18 protein-coding genes are annotated in these 19,192 nt (G+C 70.9%); 11 read left to right on the forward strand and 7 right to left on the reverse strand.

The features are described from left to right. Window positions 1–4 precede the first annotated feature (4 nt). From ACFE7W_RS15230 to ACFE7W_RS15260, 7 genes are all read right to left on the reverse strand, one after another. Window positions 5–1,276 carry a Gfo/Idh/MocA family protein gene (locus ACFE7W_RS15230; protein WP_375425659.1) on the reverse strand — a complete coding sequence of 424 codons (1,272 nt, stop codon included), beginning with the start codon at window positions 1,274–1,276 and terminating at the stop codon, window positions 5–7. Then, complete coding sequence (locus ACFE7W_RS15235) at window positions 1,273–2,223, reverse strand: nucleoside hydrolase (RefSeq protein WP_375425660.1); 951 nt, start codon at window positions 2,221–2,223, stop codon at window positions 1,273–1,275. Before ACFE7W_RS15235 ends, ACFE7W_RS15230 begins: the two co-directional genes overlap by 4 nt. Continuing rightward, on the reverse strand, window positions 2,220–3,437 hold the full coding sequence (locus tag ACFE7W_RS15240) for a hypothetical protein (protein WP_375425661.1): 1,218 nt from the start codon (window positions 3,435–3,437) through the stop codon (window positions 2,220–2,222). The genes ACFE7W_RS15235 and ACFE7W_RS15240 overlap by 4 nt, the downstream gene beginning before the upstream one ends. Then, window positions 3,434–4,468 carry a carbohydrate ABC transporter permease gene (locus tag ACFE7W_RS15245; RefSeq protein ID WP_375425662.1) on the reverse strand — a complete coding sequence of 345 codons (1,035 nt, stop codon included), beginning with the start codon at window positions 4,466–4,468 and terminating at the stop codon, window positions 3,434–3,436. The genes ACFE7W_RS15240 and ACFE7W_RS15245 overlap by 4 nt, the downstream gene beginning before the upstream one ends. Continuing rightward, entirely contained in the window at window positions 4,465–5,424 is a 960-nt protein-coding gene (locus ACFE7W_RS15250; RefSeq protein WP_375425663.1) for a carbohydrate ABC transporter permease, read from the reverse strand. The genes ACFE7W_RS15245 and ACFE7W_RS15250 overlap by 4 nt, the downstream gene beginning before the upstream one ends. Further along, on the reverse strand, window positions 5,421–6,737 hold the full coding sequence (locus tag ACFE7W_RS15255) for an ABC transporter substrate-binding protein (protein WP_375425664.1): 1,317 nt from the start codon (window positions 6,735–6,737) through the stop codon (window positions 5,421–5,423). The genes ACFE7W_RS15250 and ACFE7W_RS15255 overlap by 4 nt, the downstream gene beginning before the upstream one ends. Before the next feature lie 192 nt (window positions 6,738–6,929). Further along, the gene (locus ACFE7W_RS15260; RefSeq protein WP_375425665.1) at window positions 6,930–7,655 is read right to left on the reverse strand and encodes a PIG-L deacetylase family protein; all 726 of its coding nucleotides are present in this window, start codon (window positions 7,653–7,655) and stop codon (window positions 6,930–6,932) included. Between the two features lie 122 nt (window positions 7,656–7,777). Here ACFE7W_RS15260 and ACFE7W_RS15265 point away from each other — a divergent pair, with 122 nt between their 5' ends. The 11 genes from ACFE7W_RS15265 to ACFE7W_RS15315 all read left to right on the forward strand — a co-directional run bounded on the left by ACFE7W_RS15265 (window position 7,778) and on the right by ACFE7W_RS15315 (window position 19,138). Beyond that, window positions 7,778–8,803 (forward strand): LacI family DNA-binding transcriptional regulator, encoded by a 1,026-nt coding sequence (locus ACFE7W_RS15265; RefSeq protein WP_375425666.1) that lies wholly within the window; start codon window positions 7,778–7,780, stop codon window positions 8,801–8,803. Window positions 8,804–8,867: 64 nt separating this feature from the next. Next, window positions 8,868–10,148: an endo-1,4-beta-xylanase gene (locus ACFE7W_RS15270; protein ID WP_375425667.1), complete on the forward strand. Its 1,281-nt coding sequence runs from the start codon at window positions 8,868–8,870 to the stop codon at window positions 10,146–10,148. A gap of 1 nt (window position 10,149) precedes the next feature. Next, window positions 10,150–11,226: a Gfo/Idh/MocA family protein gene (locus tag ACFE7W_RS15275; RefSeq protein ID WP_375425668.1), complete on the forward strand. Its 1,077-nt coding sequence runs from the start codon at window positions 10,150–10,152 to the stop codon at window positions 11,224–11,226. A 29-nt stretch (window positions 11,227–11,255) separates the two neighbouring features. Beyond that, the gene (locus ACFE7W_RS15280; RefSeq protein WP_375425669.1) at window positions 11,256–12,008 is read left to right on the forward strand and encodes a phytanoyl-CoA dioxygenase family protein; all 753 of its coding nucleotides are present in this window, start codon (window positions 11,256–11,258) and stop codon (window positions 12,006–12,008) included. 10 nt (window positions 12,009–12,018) lie between these two features. Then, window positions 12,019–14,127: a hypothetical protein gene (locus tag ACFE7W_RS15285; RefSeq protein WP_375425670.1), complete on the forward strand. Its 2,109-nt coding sequence runs from the start codon at window positions 12,019–12,021 to the stop codon at window positions 14,125–14,127. Continuing rightward, entirely contained in the window at window positions 14,124–15,107 is a 984-nt protein-coding gene (locus ACFE7W_RS15290) for a zinc-binding dehydrogenase (protein WP_375425671.1), read from the forward strand. The genes ACFE7W_RS15285 and ACFE7W_RS15290 overlap by 4 nt, the downstream gene beginning before the upstream one ends. Continuing rightward, window positions 15,100–16,278: a Gfo/Idh/MocA family protein gene (locus ACFE7W_RS15295; RefSeq protein ID WP_375425672.1), complete on the forward strand. Its 1,179-nt coding sequence runs from the start codon at window positions 15,100–15,102 to the stop codon at window positions 16,276–16,278. The genes ACFE7W_RS15290 and ACFE7W_RS15295 overlap by 8 nt, the downstream gene beginning before the upstream one ends. Next, window positions 16,278–16,988: a ThuA domain-containing protein gene (locus tag ACFE7W_RS15300; protein WP_375425673.1), complete on the forward strand. Its 711-nt coding sequence runs from the start codon at window positions 16,278–16,280 to the stop codon at window positions 16,986–16,988. Before ACFE7W_RS15295 ends, ACFE7W_RS15300 begins: the two co-directional genes overlap by 1 nt. Beyond that, window positions 16,985–17,719, forward strand: coding sequence for an SDR family oxidoreductase (locus ACFE7W_RS15305; RefSeq protein WP_375425674.1), 735 nt, complete (start codon window positions 16,985–16,987; stop codon window positions 17,717–17,719). The genes ACFE7W_RS15300 and ACFE7W_RS15305 overlap by 4 nt, the downstream gene beginning before the upstream one ends. Before the next feature lie 5 nt (window positions 17,720–17,724). Then, a complete protein-coding gene (locus tag ACFE7W_RS15310) occupies window positions 17,725–18,768 on the forward strand; it encodes an amidohydrolase family protein (RefSeq protein WP_375425675.1) in 1,044 nt (347 codons plus the stop codon). A 10-nt stretch (window positions 18,769–18,778) separates the two neighbouring features. Next, window positions 18,779–19,138 carry a Rieske (2Fe-2S) protein gene (locus ACFE7W_RS15315; RefSeq protein WP_375425676.1) on the forward strand — a complete coding sequence of 120 codons (360 nt, stop codon included), beginning with the start codon at window positions 18,779–18,781 and terminating at the stop codon, window positions 19,136–19,138. The last annotated feature ends 54 nt before the right edge of the window (window positions 19,139–19,192 follow it).

Genomic DNA, 19,192 nt, shown 5'->3' on the forward strand with positions numbered 1-19,192 from the left:
GGGCTCAGGCAAGCGCGACTGTCTCGACCGTGCCCAGGCGGCGGGCTCGCTCGGCCGCCCAGACGATGGCGTGGGTGTGCAGGCTCTCAGCGGCTGAGGTGAGGATCTGGCTCGGGTCGCGGTCGCGGACGGCGGCCAGAAAGCTCCGGATGAGGGCACCGTCGGCGCCGAGGTGACCGAGCTCAGCCCCGGCCTCGGTCGGGTCGACGACCTGCACGGTGGTGGTGCGGCTGGTCAGGAAGTCGAAGACGGAGACCTGGTAGCCGTCACCCTCGATCATGCCGCGGGTGCCGAAGATGCGGGTCTTGCGGAACGCCATCGGTGTGAACGCGGTCATCGTGAGCGAGGCGGTCACCCCGCCCTCGTACTCCAGGGTGACCACCTGGTGGTCGACCACGTCGTTGTCGCAGTCGTAGACACAGCGGCCGTACGGGCCCTCCCGGAGCGCGGCGGTGACGCCGGCCTCGGTGACGTCCCCGGTCAGGACGGACAGCGGCCAGTCCCGGGCCGCGGGGTCGTCGAGGTGCGTCAGGTAGATGCGGCGGGCCGAGTAGGGGCAGTCAGGTTCGACGGCGCAGTCCAGGCATCGGGCCGCAGCGCCTTCGGGCTTGTTCGCCGACGTGAAGTGGCTGAGGCTGCCGAACGAGGACACCCGGACCGCGGGCCGACCGACCAGGTGGGAGAGCCAGTCGACGTCGTGGCAGCACTTGGCCATGAGCATCGGGTTGGACTCGTCCTCCCGACGCCAGTTGCCACGCACGAAGGAGTGCGCCTGGTGCCACCAGCCGACGGGCTCGAGGTGCTCGATGCTGACCACGTCCCCGATCGCGCCGGTGTCGAGCAGGTCTTTGATGAGGGCGGTGTAAGGCAGGTAACGCAGGACGTGGGCCACGCAGACGATGGCACCGGACCGCTCGGCCGCGGCGACGATCTGCTCCGCCTCCTCCAGGCTGGGCGACATCGGCTTCTCCAGCAGCAGCGGCAGACCCCGCGCCAGCACCGCAAGGGCCGGCTCCGTGTGCTGCCGGTCGGGAGTCGCGACCACCACCGCGTCGACGTCGAGGTCGGGGCGGGCGAGCAGATCGTGCCAGTCGGCGGTGCACCGATCGGCCGGGACGCCGAGCTCGGCCGCCGCCGCCTCGCGCCGACGGCGCCGCGGCTCAGCGATCGCGGTGACGATCGCCCCATGACTGCGCGCGCCGAGCCGGGCGTAGGTCATGCCTCGGGAACCGGCGCCGATCACGGCCAGCCGCAACGGTTCGGCTGCCGTCGTCACAGCCGGCCCAGGCAGTCGAGGAAGTGCTGGGAGAACCGGGCGGCGTCCACCCCCACGGCGATCCGGGCGTTGGGCTCGCGGCCGCTGGGGGTCCGGCTCTCACCCGGGAGCGCACGCTCGGCGACCATCACGCCGCGGGCCACCCCGTCGAGCTGAACCTCGAGGTGCGCCTCAGCCAGCGTCAGCAGTTCCGGCCGACTGACCGCCGCCACCGCGAGCGGGTCGTGCAGGGCGCAGGAGTCCACGCCGGCCTCCTCACCGGCCGCGAGATGATCGATCCAGGCTCGGGACCAGGCGCCCGCGAAGGCGACGAAGGGCCGGGGGTCCGCGGCCATCTCCACCGCCTGCGCCCGCGTCAGCCGGACCTGGCGGGTGACGTCCAGTCCCACCCAGGTGGCCCGCACCCCGCTCTGCAGCACGACGCGGGCCGCCTCGGGATCGCTCCAGACGTTGAACTCTCCGGGCAGGTCGGCCGAGCCGGTGGTACCAGCGAAGACGCCGCCCATGATCACCAGCTGCCCCAGCGACGCCGCGAAGTCCGGCTCCAGGAGCATCGCCAGAGCCACGTTGGTCAGCGGTCCGACAGCAACCAGAATGAGCTCGCCCGGCCTGGCCGTGACGGCCTCGACCAGCGCGGCGACCGCGTGCCCTGGCCGCGGCGGCCGGACCGCGATGTCGTCCGGCACCTGCCCACGCCGGCTCGGCGGGTGCAGGAGCGCCCGGTGGGCACCGCGGTGCAGCGGCGTGTCGGGCGAGCCGACCCGCTGCAACAGCTCGGCGGTCAGCGTGGTCGCGGTCGCGACGTCGGTGTTGCCGTTGACCGTGATCACCAGCCGCAGGTCGAGCCCGGGGTCAGCGACCGCCAGGGCCAGCGCGAAGCCGTCGTCGATGTCACTGCCCGGAGCGCCCATGGCCAGGTCCGTGTCCAGGATCACCGGTGCGCTCACCGGAGGCCATCCTCGATGGGAAGCGCCGGGTGCAGGTCCGGCCCGGACAGCAGGTAGACCACGAACGGGCCCGCGCCCTGGTTGACCACCTCAGCACCGGCGAGGGCCTTCGCGTGGCTGACCAGCAGCTCATCGCGGCCGGGCGTCCGGCCGACGAGCTCGTGCCCCGCCCAGGTACCCGTGCCCGACCAGGCGAAGAGGCTGTAGACCCCCGGCTCGGCGACCCGTAGCCGCGCCCCCGGTCGAACGGTGAACCGCTGGCCGCTGAACTTGGAGGTGCCGTAGAAGACCCACTCGCGTAGGCCCCACTCCCCGCTCGACCCGGCCACCGGCCGAGGCGCCAGGTGCGAGACGGCGTAGAGGTCCGGGTCGCCGTTGTGCTCCCAGTCGACGAAGCCGAGCGGAGCGCGCTCACCCGCACGCTCGCGGTCGGCCGGCCGGACGTCCTTGTAGAGCAGCTCCTTGCTGATGATCCGGCCCGCGTTCAGGGCCTGGAACATGCTCAGCACGTCGGAGTCCTCCTGCAGCTCCAGCGTGAGCGCGGTACCGGGGCCGTGCAGGGTGCCCGAGGGCACGTGGAACCCCTCCCCCGGAACCTGCAGGTAGGCGCGGGAGGTCGTGAGGATCAGGTCGGAGTCCCAGTCCTGGAGGTACGGCAGCAAGGCCTCCGCTCGCGGCCCGACGGCGAGATGCGGGTGCACGCCGAGGAAGGTCTCCGGGTGCGGACCGAGGTCCACGTCGGGCAGGAAGTGGTAGGCCTCGTCCTTCTGCTGCCGGCCGACCAACGAGGCGTACGCCTGGGGCGGGTGGATGTGGAAGGGCAGTCGAGCACCGTAGTCGAAGAGCTTGGGCAGCCGGCCCAGTCCGCCGGGATGTGCGCCGGCGTAGTCGTGGCCGAGGACCAGCTCCGGCGCGGCCGAGACCGCGTCGGCGAGCAACAGCGGCTGCCCGTCCTCGGTGTCGACGCCTGACAGCCCCTCCCCCGGCACCGCCAGCCGGTTGTCCGCCGGGGTGGTGGAGGCCAGCCAGCGCTCGCAGACCGCACCCCGCTCACCGACGTCGTAGGCCTCCTCCGGCAGCCCGAGCCGGCGGCCGGGCGGCAGGAAGTCCCGTGCCACCCAGGCGGGCCGGAGCCGGAGGACCCCACCACCGTCGCCGAGCAGCGACTCGACCCGGTCGGCCACCGCAGCCCGGGTCTGCCGAAGGACCGTCACCCCTTGAGGCCGCTGACCGAGATGCCCTGGATGAAGCGGCGCTGGAAGATGATGAAGACGATGATCATGGGCAGGGTCGCGATCACCGAGCCCGCGAACAGCACGTCCCACTGGGTGCGTTTCTCCACCACGAAGAGGGCCAGACCCAGGGGGGCTGTGTAGTGGTCGGGGCTGCTGACGATGATCAACGGCCAGAAGAAGTCTTCCCAGGCGCTCTGGAAGGTGAAGATGCCGGTCGCGGCGAGCGCAGGTCCGCAGAGAGGCAGCACGACGCGGAAGTAGATCGAGAACTCGTTCGCGCCGTCGATGCGGGCTGCGTCGAGCAGCTCGTCGGGGATCGAGACCATGTACTGCCGGAGCAGGAAGATGCCGAAAGCGCTGACGACGCCGGGCATGATCAAGCCCCAGTACGAATCGAGCCAGCCCGAGCCGCCCTGGCCGAGGAAGTTGTTCCCGCCGAACAGCGGGATGTGCTTGATCACCAGGTAGTTCGGAATCAGCGTGATCTGACCCGGGATCATCATCGTGGCGAGGAAGAGCAGGAAGATCGCGTTCTTGCCGGGGAACTCGCGCTTGGCGAACACGTAGGCGGCGAGAGAGTTGAAGAACAGCTGCAGCACCGTCACCGACACGGCGACGAAGGTGCTGTTCAGGAACCAGCGCCACGCCTGTGGGCTCTCGTCGCCCTTCAGCGGGCCGATGCCGAGGAACTTCTGGTAACCCGTCGTGCTCGGGTTGTTCGGGATCCACTGCGGCGGCCAGGAGAACATGTCGCCGATGCTCTGGAACGAGGCGCTGATCAGCCAGGCGAAGGGTGCCACGAACAAGATCGCGAACGGCACCAGGATCACGTAGGCGAGCCAGTACCATCCGGACCGGCGCCGCCGAAGCGGTGGTGTCGTCACGTCGGCTGAGACGAAGACGGCCTCCGTGGCCTCCGGCGGCGTCGCGTCGGACACGCTGGCCGCGCCCGCAGGGGCGGTGACGGCCCGTCCGGACCGGCCCCGACGGCGTTCGGCGAACCCGCTCACTCCTCGCCCTTCCGGTAGATCCGCAGCTGAATGACGGTGAAGACCAGCAGGATGGCCAGCAGCCCGAACCAGAGTGTGCTGGCGTAGCCGAACTCGTAGAACTTGAATGCGGCGAGGTAGATGAAGTAGACGACCGTCGTCGTCTTCTCAGCCGGTCCGCCGCTGGTCATCACGAAGATCTGGGTGAAGACCTGGAAGGCCCCGATGATCCCGATCACCGCGAGAAAGAGGGTGGTCGGGCGCAGCATCGGGACGGTGATGTAGAGCAGCCGCGAGAACCCCGACGCCCCGTCCACTCGCGCGGCCTCGTAGAGGTCTTCGGGAATGGCCTGCAGCGCAGCCAGGTAGATGACCATCGAGAAGCCGACCCCGGACCAGATGCTCATCAGGATCACCGAGGGCATGGCCAGGTTCTGGTCGGACAGGAAGAGCAGCGGCGAGTCGATCAGGTGCGTCTTGAGCAGGTAGAAGTTGAACAACCCGAAGTCGCCGTTGTAGAGCCACTTCCACAGGATCGCGACGACCACGAATGGAGTCACCACCGGCAGGAAGTAGAGCGTCCGCAGGAAGCCGCGGCCGCGGAGCGGCAGGTTGAGCAGCAGGGCGATCAGCAGCCCGACCGCCATTGTCACCGGGACGGACACGGCGGTGAAGTAGAACGTGTTGACGATCGCGCCGCGGAAAGCCTCGTCGGCGATCATGTCGGAGTAGTTGCGGAGCCCGACGTACGGCGTCTCGGGCTCGAGCGCGTTCCACTCGTGGAACGTCAGATAGAAGGCGAAGAGCAGTGCGAAGACCGTGAGCACCATGAACAACAGCAGCGGGACCGACAAGAACGCATACGCGCTCCAGTTCCGCCGCATCCGCCAGAACACGCTCTTGCGGCGGCGGGGCGGGAGCGGAGCTACCCGCTCCCCCGCGCGCAGCGGTCGCGCGGAGGAGGGGTAGGTCGTCAACGTGACCCAAGTTTGTCGAACTCTGCGGCCGTGTTGTCCAACGCCTCCGTCGGGGTGACCTTGCTGAACATCGCGTTGCCGAGCTCGGTGTTCAGCTCCTCGGTGACGCGCGGCCAGGACTTGTTGGCGATGTTGTAGTTGACGCCGCACTTCATCAGATCGGCAAACCCCTTCAGGACCGGCTTTTCCTTGACGAGGTCCGGTGAGTCCAGCAGCTCGGTGCGCGGCGGCAGCAGGGTGCCCGTGGACTTGTAGGTCCAGGTGGCCATGTTCTCCGGCTTGTTCAAGAACTCGATCCACTTCCAGGCGGCGTCCTGCTTCTTGCCCTTGGCGAAGAGCACGAGCGCGTCACCGGCGATCGTGGTCTTGCAGCCGGCCGTGCCACTCGGCAGCGGTGCGGTGGCCCACTTGCCCTCGATCTTCGGGAACTCGTCGCTGAGCGTGCCGGCGAACCAGGAACCGGCCATGTACATCCCGATCTGGCCCTGAGCGAAGCCGATCCGCGCGTCGTAGGAGTTCGAGTTGAGGTAGTCCGGCGAGGAGTACTTGCTCAGCCCGACGTAGTAGTCCGCGGCCTGCTTGCCGGCGTCGTTGTTGAGCAGGAAGGTCTTCTCGTCCTGGCTCAGCAGCTCGCCGCCGTTCTGCCAGAGCCAGGGGTAGAAGTAGTACTCCGCCTCCGGCGCGAACACCTGGAAGCCGTACTGCTTCTTGGCCGGATCGGTGAGCTTCTGGGCTGCGGCGGTGAACTCGTCCCAGGTCTTGGGGGGTTCGGTGATGCCAGCGGCCTGGAAGAGGTCCTTGCGGTAGTACAGGCCGGTCGACTCACCGTCGAACGGCAGGCCGTACATCTTGCCGTCGACGGTGGCCTGCGCGCGGAACGCGTCGACGAAGTCGTCGGGCTTCGCGACGTCACTGCGGGCCATGTAGCTCTCGAGGTCGACCAGCGCCTTGCGCGGGGCGAAGGTGGCCACGTTGCTCGCGTCGACGTACGCGGCGTCGGGCGGGTTGCCACCGGCGACCTGGGTCGTGAGCTTCTTCTCCGACTCCTCGGCCGGGACGTCCTGGAACTCCACGGTGATGTTGGGATGCTCGGTCTTGAACTTGGCGTAGAGCGCCTTCATGCCCTTGTCGTTGCCGACCCAGGAGGAGAACGTGATCGTCACCGGGGACGTGGGCTCGGCGACCGGTCCCGCCTGCGACGCCTGGGGCGCTGTCGAAGCGCCGCCCCCGCCCCCGCCGCCACAGGCAGCAAGCACCGACAGGGCCACCGAGGCCGCCAGCACGGGTAGGGTCCGCGATCTGAGGTTCTTCATCGAACCGCCTTCCGAGAGTGGCGAGCCAAGACGTCCGGAGTGCACCCAAATCGATTGCCCCGAATCTGGGCGAGACACTGCTACACGGCGGGGCGGCTGTCAAGACCTCAGCGACGTGGCCCCCCGACGGCAGGAGGCGCGACGTCTCCGGAGCTTTCGACAGTCTCGGGGCGGTACTCACGAGGCAGTCCCTCAGGGGCGGATCGGGATCCGGCGGAAGCGTTCGGCGTAGCGGCAGCCGATGCGCAGCCCGGCCTCGCGGAGGGGCGGAGCGATGTGGTGCTCGAACATCCAACCGCGGTCGCCGTTCGCCTCACCGTTCTGGCTCCCGTGGCACCAGACCGCGTCCATCTTGGTCTCGGCCACCGCAGTGACGTCCACGTAGAGGTCCGCGTCGGCCAGCGCGGGCACCCAGGCCTCGCGCACCGCGTGCGGTTCCAGACCCTCGGCCAGCAGCTCGGGGTAGATCCGCGGCATCAGCGCCTCCGGGTAGACCGCCTGGAGCGCGGCCTCCCCGGCCGCCATGTGGTCGCTGTGCGACCAGTCGATCGGAACGTCCAACGGCCGTGACGGCGTCATCGTGAGCAGCAGGTCGGGCCGGAAACGTCGGATCTGGCGGACGAGGTCCCGCTTCAGCTCCGGCGTCACCCGCAGCTGGCTGTCGGCGTGGCCCAGGAACACCACCTCGGTCACGCCCAGCACCGCGGCGGCACCACGCTGCTCCCCCGCCCGGGTCGCGGCGAGCTCGGCATCGGTGACCGACATGTCGATGCCGCCGCTGGAACCGTCGGTGCAGACCACGTAGTCCACCCGGGCACCCTGGGAGACCAGCCGGGCGACGGTGCCGCCGAACATCCACTCCGCGTCGTCGCAGTGGGCGAAGACGACCAGGGCACTGCGCACGTCCTCGATCAGCACCGGGTCATCATCACCGGCCGTGGCGCGCCGGTCAATCGTTTTGGACGCCCGGTCGGGGATGCTAGATTCCCGGGTCAGCCCTGCCCGCCACGGGACCCGCCGCGGGCGATGAGGAGGTGCCCGTGACCGACACGTCACCGGTAGTCACCCCGACCACCCCCGGGCGGGCCACCATCGCCGACGTCGCCCGGGTCTCCGGGGTCAGCACCACCACGGTGTCCCACGTCCTCACCGGCAAGCGACCGGTGGCCGCCGCCACCCGAGACCGGGTGCAGGCCGCGGTCTCCCAGCTGCACTACCGGCCCAACCACGTCGCCCGGAACCTGCGCGTCGGCAGCTCGCAGATGATCGCCGTGGTGGTGCCGGACATCACCAACCCGTTCTACGCCCAGCTCACCCGCGGTCTCGCGGACGCTCTCGGCAGCGACTACGGCACCTGGGTCTGCAACACCGACGGCTCGGCCGGGCGGGAGCGGCAGCTCGTCGGCGACGTCCTGGCCCGCGGGGCCGACGGGCTGGTGATGGCCTCGGTCGAGCACGACTCCGCAGGAGCGACCGTGCCCACCCGCTACGACACCCCGGTGGTCTGCCTCGGGGAGAGCATCGACCACCCCTTGGTCGACCGGGTGATCGCCGCGGACGGAGAGGCCTCCCGGTCGGCGGTGGAGCACCTGGTCTCCCGTGGCGCCCGCCGGGTGGCCATGATCTCGGGCCCGGCGAGTCAGGGCGGGTCCCGGGTGGCCGGCTACCAGGAGGCACTGCTCGAGGCGGGCCTCCGCGTCCCGAAGTTCCTGACCGTGCACGGCGACTGGACCCGCGCCGGGGGCCGGGCCGCCCTGCACCGGCTCATGCGGAGCGCACACCCGCCCGACGCGGTGTTCTGCGCCAACGACCTGATGGCGATCGGTGCCCTGGACGCGGCGCGCGAGCTCGACCTCACCCTGCCGGCCGACCTGCGGCTGATCGGCTTCGACGACATCGAGGCGGCCTCGCTGGTGAGTCCCGCGCTGACGACGATCGCCAACCCCGCCTACGAGACCGGCTGGTCGGCCGGCAAGCTGGTCCTCGACCGGCTCCAGGGCCGGCACAGCGGCTCCCGGCGCACCGTCGTGCTGCCCTGCCGGCTGATCGTGCGCGAGACCTCCTGAACCTCCGGACCCGGCAGGATCTGGGGCTTCCCAACCGTGGTCGGCACCGTTAGTGTCGAGCGCCATGACCACCAAATCGATTGGCATCAACGCTGATGCCGACGTGGCCGGCTCCGACCGGTCCAGTTCGTCGCCCGCGGTCTCGCGCCGTCTGCTGCTCGGCGGTGCGGCCGCCGCCACCCTCTCCGGACTGGGCGCGGTAGCGGCCCCCGCGGCCGCGACCGCAACCTCGCCGGCCGGTTCCCACCACCGCCCCCGCCCGCGGCGTACCCCGCTGTGGCGCGTGGCGGCCGGTAGGGGCCTCACGTTCGGCTCCGCCGCCAACGTGCGCACCTACGCCGACGCCGAGTACCGCGCGCTGATCGACCGCGAGGACGCGATCCTGTTCACCGAGGAAGACCTCCTCTGGTACGAGCTGAAGCCGACGCCGGACGCGGCGCTCAACTTCAGCTACGCCGACCAGCTCTACGCCCGCGCGCACCGCCAGGGTCAACTGGTCTTCGGCGCTCACCTCGCCTGGGACGAGGGCTTCGGCGACGGCTGGCCCGAGGACTACCTGTGGGAGCTGGACAAATCGGAGGCGGAGACGCTGCTCTTCGGCACCGCCCGGGCGATGGTCCGCCGCTACCGCGGCCGGACGGCAGGCTGGATCGTGGCCAACGAGGTGACCGGCCCCCTCGGTGACGACGCCGACGACCTCGGCTTCCGGACCAACGTGCCGTGGTACGCCACGATCGGGCAGGAGTACGTCGGCCGGATGTTCCGGCTGGCCCGGCGCCACGACCCACACGCCACCCTCGTGCTCAACGAGTTCGGGTTCGAGACCACCAACGAGTACGGCGACCAGCCGGCGGACCGACAGGAGGGCTTCCTCTCGGTGATCGACACGCTGCAGCGCCAGCACGTCCCGCTGGACGCGGTCGGCATCCAGGCTCACCTGGGGGCTGCGTACTGGGACAGCTTCGACGCTCGCCAGTACCGGCGCTTCCTCCGTCAGCTGGCCCGCCGCGGCCTGAGGATCCTCATCACCGAGCTCGACGTGCTGGACGACGGCCTGCCCGCCGCGGTCCGGGCCCGGGACGTGGCCGTGGGTGACATCTACGCCGACTACCTCGGGGTTGCGCTCGCCGAGCCGGCGGTCAAGTCGGTGATGGCGTTCGGCTTGTCGGACCGCTACACCTGGCTGCAGGAGGACTACCCGCGCGAGGACGGGGCCGCCCGGCGGCCGCTGCCCTACGACGAGAACCTGCACGAGAAGCCGGCCTACCGCGCCCTGCGGCACGCCCTCGCGCACGCACCCCACCGGCACCCGCTGTGGTACGCGCCGCGGCAGCGGCGCAGCTGAGGTGCTCAACGTCGGCGTGATCGGCCTGGGCGAGGTCGCCCAGGTCATCCACCTCCCCGTCCTGCACTCGTTGCCGCAGCTCTTCACCGTCCAGGCGGGCTGCGACCTCTCCCCCACCCTGGTCAAGACCGTCGGGGACCGCTTCGGCATCCCGAACCGCTACCTCGACCCGCTCGAGATGATCGAGGCGGGCGGTCTGGACGCCGTCCTGGTGCTCAACAGCGACGAGTACCACGCCGAGTGCGCGGTGGTCGCCCTCGAGCACGGCCTGCACGTCCTGGTCGAGAAGCCGATGTGCCTCTCGCCCCGGGAGGCGGAGCGGGTCATCGCCGCCCGCGACCGCACCGGGCTGACCGTGATGGTCGGCTACATGCGCCGGTTCGCACCGGCGTTCCTCGAGGCAGCGGCGCGGATGCCGGCCCTGGGGCCGGTCCACTTCGCCCGGGTGCACGACATGATCGGGCGGAACTCCCTCATCATCGACCAGACCGCCTACGTGGTGCGGCCCGACGATCTGACCACCGACCAGATGCAGCAACGCTGGGATCGCGGGGGTGCGTTGGTCCGCGACGCCATCGGCGACGTCGGGCCCGAGCTGTCGGGCGCGTACCGGCTGCTCTGCGGCCTCGGCAGCCACGACTTCTCGGCGATGCGGGAGCTGCTCGGCCCGCCGTCGGGGGTGGCGGCCGCACGGACGTGGCGGGGCGGCGGCTACATCGCGGCCCTGCTGGACTACCCCGACTTCGTGGTGTCGTACGAGACCGGGGTGGACGAGCAGCTGCGCTTCGACGCCCACCTGGAGGTGTACGGCGACCTCGCCTCGATGCGGATCCAGTACGACACCCCGTACGTCCGGCACCTGCCCACCACGTTGACGGTGACCGGGACCAGCGGCACGGCCTTCACCCAGACGACGATCCGGCCCCACTACAAGGACCCCTACACCGCCGAGCTGGAGTACTTCCACGACGCGGCGACGAACGGCCGCGCCCCGAAGACCTCGCCCGAGGACTTCGTCGCCGACCTCGACCTCTTCGCCGAGCTCGTCCGTGTGCTCGGTCGCACGACCACCGCCTGACCCGAGCCCACGACCAGGAGTGCAGACCCGTGACCACGCTGCTGACCGACGACGACGTCGAGACGTTCCGCAAGCAGGGCTACCTGCTACCGGGCGCCCAGCTCTACCGGCCGGAGAAGCTCGACGCGCTCGAGACCGTCTTCGACGAGCACCTCGCCGACAAGGGCTCCAAGCTCTCCGACGAGCTGGACACCCCGCACTTCCGCGACCCGCGGCTGCTGGACTACCTGCTGGGAGAAGAGGTGCTGGACCTGGTCGAACCGCTCCTCGGGCCGGACATCGCCCTGTGGACCAGCCACTTCATCTCCAAGGACCCGTTCACCGGTCGGGCCACGCCCTGGCACGAGGACTCGGCCTTCTGGAACGGCCGGTTCGACCGTTACGACTCGATCGTCACGGTCTGGCTGGCCCTCGGGCCGAGCAACCGTAGCAACGGCTGCATGCGCGTGGTCCCGGGCAGCCACCTGCTGGGTGGCTTCCACGACAACTACGTGCCAACCGACATGAGCGTGCAGACCTTCCACGCCGAGATCCCGGACGTCGACGAGAACGAGGCGGTCGACTTCGAGCTGGAGCGCGGCCAGTTCTCACTGCACGACGGGCGGATCGTGCACGGCGCGCGAGCGAACACCTCACCCGTGCGCCGCACCGGCTACACGATGCGCTACTTCCCGGCCTCGGTGAGGATGATGCCCGTGGAGCAGAACGAGGGCTGGAAGATCTGGCTCGCCCGAGGTACGGACCGGGCCGGGAACACCTACGCGAACGTCCCCGGTTCCTGAGGGTCGACTGATGCTCAGAGGCGTCTACTTCGACGCGTGGTTTCCCCGGCAGCACTGCTACCACCCCAGCCTGCCGCCGCGCCGGCTGCGGATGGTGGACGACCTCGTCGACTACCGCGCGAACCTGCTGGTCTGGGCGTCGATGGGCGGCGGCTCGGTGGCCCTGCCCTACCTCGAGCAGGAGGCCTTCGGCGCGGTGGAGCCGCGGTCGCGCTTCTACGGCTTCGTCAACGACAGCGAGTTCGTCGCCGCCTGCCAGGCCCGTGGGATCAAGGTGCTGGGCATCGTCTTCGAGGCCCAGGGCTGGGAGTTCCCGGTCGAGCTGGACGAGGACGAGAGCACCGTCCTCGCGCTCAACGAGCTGCGCGGCGTGGGCAGGAGTGGCTGGCTGGGCCTGCGGGAGTTCTCCTCCGACCGCTACCCGAACCTCTGGCCGGCCTTCGAGACCTACTTCCCGGGCGGGCTGCGCAACTCCGCCGGGGAGCCGGTGCGTGACTTGATCGAGGAGTGCGTGGCCCGCGACATCCACGGTGAACCCTGCCACGCGCGCTGGGTGGAGTGCCCTGACCGGGAGCACCAGTGCTTCTACATGGACCGCAACAACCCGGTCTGGCGGACCTACCTCAAGGCCATCATCCGGATCCAGGTCGACGCCGGCGTGGACGGCATCCAGCTGGACGAGGCCGAGCTGCCGCTGGGCGCGATGCAGTACGGCGCCTGCTTCTGCCGCGACTGCAGCACCGGCTTCCGGAGCTACCTGCAACAGCTCGCCGTCGAGCGTCGGCCCGCCGAGCTGGCCGGGGTGGACCTGGCCGACTTCGCCTACGGGCCCTGGCTGCTCGCCCAGGGGTACGACTTCCAGACCGACCAGCAGGCCTCCCCGCTCTTCGGGCACTACTACGCCTACCAGTGCGCGGCGATCGAGCGGCACTTCGCCGAGCTGGCCGACTACGCGCGGAGCTACGCCCGCAGCCGCGGGCGCGAGGTGCTGGTCACGGGCAACTTCTTCAACCTCGACCCGCACTACCTGCCGCTGGCCGAGCACACCGACTTCCTGATCACCGAGATGCGCAACACGACCGACCGGCAGCCGGAGTGGTTCCGCTACGCCGACGCGTTCGCCCGGCACGCGGGCGGGCGCGAGGTCGTCGTGGTCGAGAACCCCTACGGCGGCGTCGTCCCCGAGGTGGCGGCCGCGCTCAGCGTCGGGCGCGGCTACGACCGGATGCGGCTCAGCCTCTACGAAGCGGCTGCGTTCGGGGCGAACATGACCGTGCCCTACGGGTCGTGGATGGGCGCGATCGAGCAGGACTCCTTCTGGGCCCCGCACGGCCTGCTGGTGGAGTGCCAGGCCTTCCTCGCCGACACCGAGGACCTCCGCTCGCCGGTGAGCGCGAACGAGCTGGCCGTCGTGCACAGCGTCCCCTCCAGCCGGGACCTGATCGCCCGGGCGGACGCCAGCGACAACCTGACCAACGCCCGGGACGCGTCCGTGCTGGTGCCGTACCGGGTGGTCACCGAGACGCTGAGCCGGGCCGGTGTCCCGTTCGACGTGGTGCTCGCGACCGACGGCGAGCTTCAGCCGGACCGTTTCGACGCGGCCGAGCTGGCTCGGTATGCGACCGTGGTGCTGCCCGGCTGCTGGTGGTTGACGCACGGCCAGGTCACCTCGCTCGAGACCTACCTGGACGGCGGCGGCCGGGTGGTCGTCACCGCCGAGCCGGGGCAGAACCTGAGCGACGAGCAGACGGTGCGGCTCCGTGCGCACCCCGGCCTGACCCGGGCGGACGACGCCGACGCCGTCGGCCTGCAGCCGCTCGGGCCCCAGGTCGCGCACACCGGCGACCCGGCCGCCGGGCTCGCCAGCCAGCTGCAGCGGCTACCCGGGTCGGACGCCGTCGCCTGCCACCTGGTCAACTACGGCTATGACGAGGAGGCCGACGCGGTGACCGCGCTGGTCGACGTCGAGCTCGCGATCCGGCTGGACGCCACCTCCGTGAGCGAGGCCCGGGTGGTCAGGCCCGGCCGGCCCGAGGAGCTCGTCCCCGTCCGCCTGGTCGACGGCAGGCACACCCTCACCCTGTCCGAGGTCGGCGTCTACACCGTGGTGGTCCTGTGAGGCTCGCCGAGCTGCGCGGACCGCGCGACTTCGTCGTGGTCGACGCCGACCTGCCGGTGCCGGGCCGCGACGAGCTGCTCGTCCGCGTCGGGGCGTGCGGGGTCTGCGCGTCCGAGCTCAGCAGCTGGACCGGTAGCAGGCCCGTGGAGTACCCGGTGCGGATCGGCCACGAGGTGACCGGCACCGTCGTCGAGGTGGGTGCCGAGGTCACCGACTTCGTGGTCGGCGAGCGGGTCGCGGTCTGGGCCACCGGGGCCGGCTACGCCGAGTACGTGAGCGCTCGCGCCGAGCACTGCCGCCCGGTGCCGGCCGCGATGGCCACGGAGCTGGCCCTGCTGGAGCCGATCGCCTGCGCCAGCAACGCCGTCGAAGCCGCCGATGTCCGGCTCGGCGACCGCGTGATCGTGGTGGGTGCGGGCTTCATGGGCCTGCTGGTCACCCGGCTGCTCGCGCTCCGTGGGGTCACCCAACTAATCGTCGCGGACAGCCGGCCGGACACGCTGAAGCTGGCCCGCACCCTGGGTGCGACCGAGACCGTCGACGTGAGCCGGGAGCCTCTCGAGGACGCCGTCGAGCGGTTGACCGGCGGCCGCGGCATGGACATGACCTTCGAGGTCACGGGGGCGCAGAGCGCGCTGGACGTGATCGGCGACCTCACCCGGATGAGCGGCACGCTGGTGCTGGTCGGGTTCCACCTGGGCGAGCCGCGCCGGATCCCGCTGGCCCAGTGGAACTGGCTGGCGTTCCGCCTGGTCAACGCCCACTTTCGGGACCCGGCCGTGATCATGCGCGGGATGAGCGTCGGGATGGCGCTGCTGGCGACCGGCCAGCTCGACCTCTCCCGGTTGGTCACCCACCGGTTCGCGTTGGAGGACGTCAACGAGGCTTTCGCCGCGGCCGTGAGCAAGCCCGAGGGCTTCGTCAAGGCCGTGGTCGAGATCGAGCCCGCCGCGGTGGGAGCAGAGGAGGAGCATGGCTGACGCAGGGGAGCTGCGGGTCGGGATCATCGGCACCGCGTTCATGGGGGCGGCGCACTCGCACGCCTGGGCGACCGCGCCGAAATTCTTCGACCTGCCGCGGCAACCGGTGCTGCAGGTGATGGCAGGCCGCGACGCCGAGCGGGCCCGGGCCACGGCGGCGCGCTTCGGCTGGCACGAGACGACCACCGACTGGCGCGAGCTGGTCGAACGGGAGGACGTCGACCTGGTCGACATCTGCAGCCCGGGTGACACCCACGTGGAGATCGCGCTGGCCGCGCTGGCCGCCGGCAAGCACGTGCTGTGCGAGAAGCCGCTGGCCAACTCCGTCGCTGAGGCCGAGCAGATGACCGAGGCCGCCGCGGCCGCTGCCGAGCGTGGGGTGCTGGCCATGTGCGGCTTCACCTACCGCCGGGTGCCGGCGCTGGCGCTGGCCCGCCAGCTGGTCGCCGAGGGTCGGCTGGGCGAGATCCGGCACGTCCGCGCGCAGTACCTGCAGGACTGGCTCTCCGACCCCGACGCGCCGCTGACCTGGCGGATGGACAGGAGCGTCTCTGGCTCCGGCGCCCTGGGCGACATCGGCGCGCACGTCATCGACGCCACCCAGTGGGTCACCGGCCAGTCGGTCACCGGCGTCTCCGCACTGCTGCAGACCTTCGTCCACGACCGGCCCTACTCCTCCGGTCAAGCCAGCGGGCTGTCGAGGAGCGAGGACGGCCGCACTGGGCGTGGGCCCGTCACCGTGGACGACGCAGCCCTGTTCACGGCCCGTTTCGAGGGCGGGGCGGTCGGCTCGTTCGAGGCCACCCGCTTCGCGCTCGGCCGCAAGAACGCGATCCGGATCGAGGTGAACGGGTCGCTCGGATCACTCTCCTTCGACTTCGAGGACATGAACGTGCTGCACTTCTTCGACGGCTCGACACCGAGCCGCACCCAGGGCTTCACCCGGATCGTGGTCACCGAGGCCGACCACCCCTACACCGCCAGCTGGTGGCCGCCGGGCCACGGGCTGGGCTACGAGCACAGCTTCACCCACCAGGTGGTGGACCTGGTCTCGGCGCTGGCGGCCGGCGAGCAACCGCGCCCCTCCTTCGCCGACGCCCTCGCCGTCCAGCGCGTGATGGACGCCGTCGAGCGCAGCGCGGCCGACGACTCCCGCTGGACGGTGCTGTGATGGCCGCGACAGCATCCCGTTCCGCGCTCGTCGTCCGCGGCGGCTGGGAGGGCCACAGCCCGGTGGAAGCGACCGACCGCTTCATCCCCCACCTGCAGGCCAACGGCTTCGACGTCCGGATCGAGGACTCACCCGAGGTCTACACCGACGCCGACGCGATGGCCGCGACCGACCTGATCCTGCAGTGCTACACGATGGGGACGGCCTCCGACGCCGCGGTCACCGGACTGCGCACCGCGATCGCGGCCGGGACCGGCTTCGGCGGTTGGCACGGCGGCATCGCGGACTCGTTCCGCAACAGCGCCGACTACCTGCACCTGATGGGCGGTCAGTTCGCCTGCCACCCGCCGAAGGAGCCCGACCAGCTCGACCCGGACGGCGGCCCCGAGAACAACTACCTGCCCTACGTCGTCAACATCCTCACCCGAACCAGGGACCACCCGATCGTCGTCGGGATCGAGGACTTCGACCTGGTCACCGAGCAGTACTGGGTGCTGAACGACGACTACCTGGACGTGCTCGCCACCACCACGCTGGCGGCCCGGGCCTGCGACGCCTGGCACCGACCGGTGACCTCGCCCGCCATCTGGACCAGGCAGTGGGGCCAGGGGCGGATCTTCGTCGCCACCCCCGGACACAGCCCGGACGTGCTGGACCACCCGTCGGTCCGCACCGTCATCGAGCGCGGCCTGCTCTGGGCGGCCCGGTGAGCACCGGGACCCGGGACCTCACCGACACCGTCGTCGCGGTCACGGGCGCGACCGCCGGCATCGGCCGGGCCGCCGCCCGGCTGCTCGTGGCCGCCGGTGCGCGGGTGGCCCTGCTCGGCCGGCGCGAGGAGCGGCTGGCCGAGCTGGTCACCGAGCTCGGCGCGGAGAACGTGCTCACGGTGGCCGGCGACGTGGCCGATCCGGAGGTGAACCGCCGGCTGGTCGCGGCCGCAGTGGCGCGGTGGGGGCGGCTCGACAGCATGGTCGCGAACGCCGGCATCGGCTCCTACGGCGGGATCATGGACATGACCGACGACGAGATCCTCATCATGAGCGGCACCAACTTCCTGGGCACGGTGTGGAGCATCCGGGCCGCGGTCCCGGTGATGCGCGAGGCGGGCGGCGGCGACCTGGTGATCATGAGCTCGGTGGCCGGGCTGCGCGGCGGCGCGATCGAGGCCGTCTACGCCGCGACGAAGTTCGCCCAGGTGGGCCTGGCCGGCTCGGTCGACCGCGAGCTGCGCGCGGAGGGCATCCGCGTGACCACGCTCTGCCCGGCGGCGGTCTCGACCGAGTTCGCGATCGGCGCCGGCCGCAACGAGGGCGACGCCTGGCTCGAGGACGTCCTGACCGCCGAGGACGTGGCCGCCGCGGTGGTGGCCACCCTGCAGCAGCCGCGCCGCCTGCGGACCCAGCTCTGGGCCCTGCGGAGCATGGCCGAGGAGAGCTGAGCCTGGTGCCTGCCCTCGTGGTGGACACCGACGTCCACCAGTCCATCCCGGACCTGACGCCCTTCCTGCCCCCGGTGTGGCGGGAGCGCTGGGTCACGAGCGGCCTGGGCCCCACCACCGGTTACACCAACCCGCGCGGCGTGCTGCGTCGCGACACCGTGCCGCCCGGAGGCGGTCCACCGGCCAGCGATCCGCGCCACCTGGTCAGCGATCACCTCGACCGCTACGGCGTCGACTACGCCGTCCTCACCGGCCCGTTCGTGCTGGCGCTGGGTACCGACCCCGACTACCAGAACGCCATCGCCACCGCGGTCAACGACGCCACCATCGAGGGCTGGCTGACCGTCAGCCACCGGTTCCGGGGGTCGGTACTGGTCAACGCCGACGACCCGTCCGCGGCCGTCCGGGAGATCCGCCGCGTGGGCCGCCGTCCGGACATGGTGCAGGTGCTGATGGCCTCGACCACCCGAGCGCCGTGCGGCCAACGGCAATACCACCCCATCTACGAGGCGGCCGCCGAGCTGCGGCTACCGGTGGCGCTGCACCCGGGCGCCGAGGGTGCCGGTTCGGCCGGGCCGCCGACCCCGGTGGGATACCCGTCGCGCTACCTCGAGTGGCACAACATGTTGCCGCTGACCGCCATGGCCCAGGTGAACAGCCTGGTCTGCGAGGGCGTGTTCGTGCGGTTCCCGACGCTCCGCGTGGTGATTGTCGAGGGTGGGCTGTCCTGGCTGCCGGCGCTGATGTGGCGGATGGACAAGAACTACCGGGCGCTGCGCGACACCGTGCCCTGGCTGCGCCGGCTCCCCTCGGAGTACGTCCTCGAGCACGTCCGGCTGACCACCCAACCGCTGGAGGAACCCGAACGGCCCGAGCACCTCGCCCAGGTGCTGGCCCTGATGGACCCGAGCCGGACCGTGATGTTCTCCTCCGACTACCCGCACTGGGACGGTGACCATCCCGGCCTGGCGCTACGGCAGCTCGACCCGCTGCTGCGGGCCCGGATCATGGGCGGGACGGCGGCCGAGCTGTACGGGCTGGCGGGGTGAGGCTCCGCTCATGACGCTGCACCGGGTAGCCGAAGAGGCGGACGTGCCGGCACACGGCGCCCTGCTGGTCCACCTCGGCGGGCTCGAGATCGGCCTCTTTCGCGTGCGGGGTGAGGTCCGGGCCTGGCGCAACCACTGCCCGCACCTGGCGGCGCCGGTCTGCCGCGGCCGCGTCACGGGCACGTTGCTGCCGTCCGCGGTCTACGCCTACGAGCCCGGTCGGGACGGGGAGGTGCTGCAGTGCCCGTGGCACGGCTGGGAGTTCGACCTGGTCACCGGGCGGCACCTGGTGACCGGCTCGCGCAGCCGGCTCCGCGGTTACCCCGTCGAGGTCCGCGACGGCGGTGTGTACGTGCAGACGAGGGTCTGAGCCGGGATCGTGTAGTGATCTGCCGCGACTACCCGGCACATCACTACTCCTTGT

Source organism: uncultured Friedmanniella sp. (assembly GCF_964244285.1).
Classification (GTDB): domain Bacteria; phylum Actinomycetota; class Actinomycetes; order Propionibacteriales; family Propionibacteriaceae; genus Microlunatus.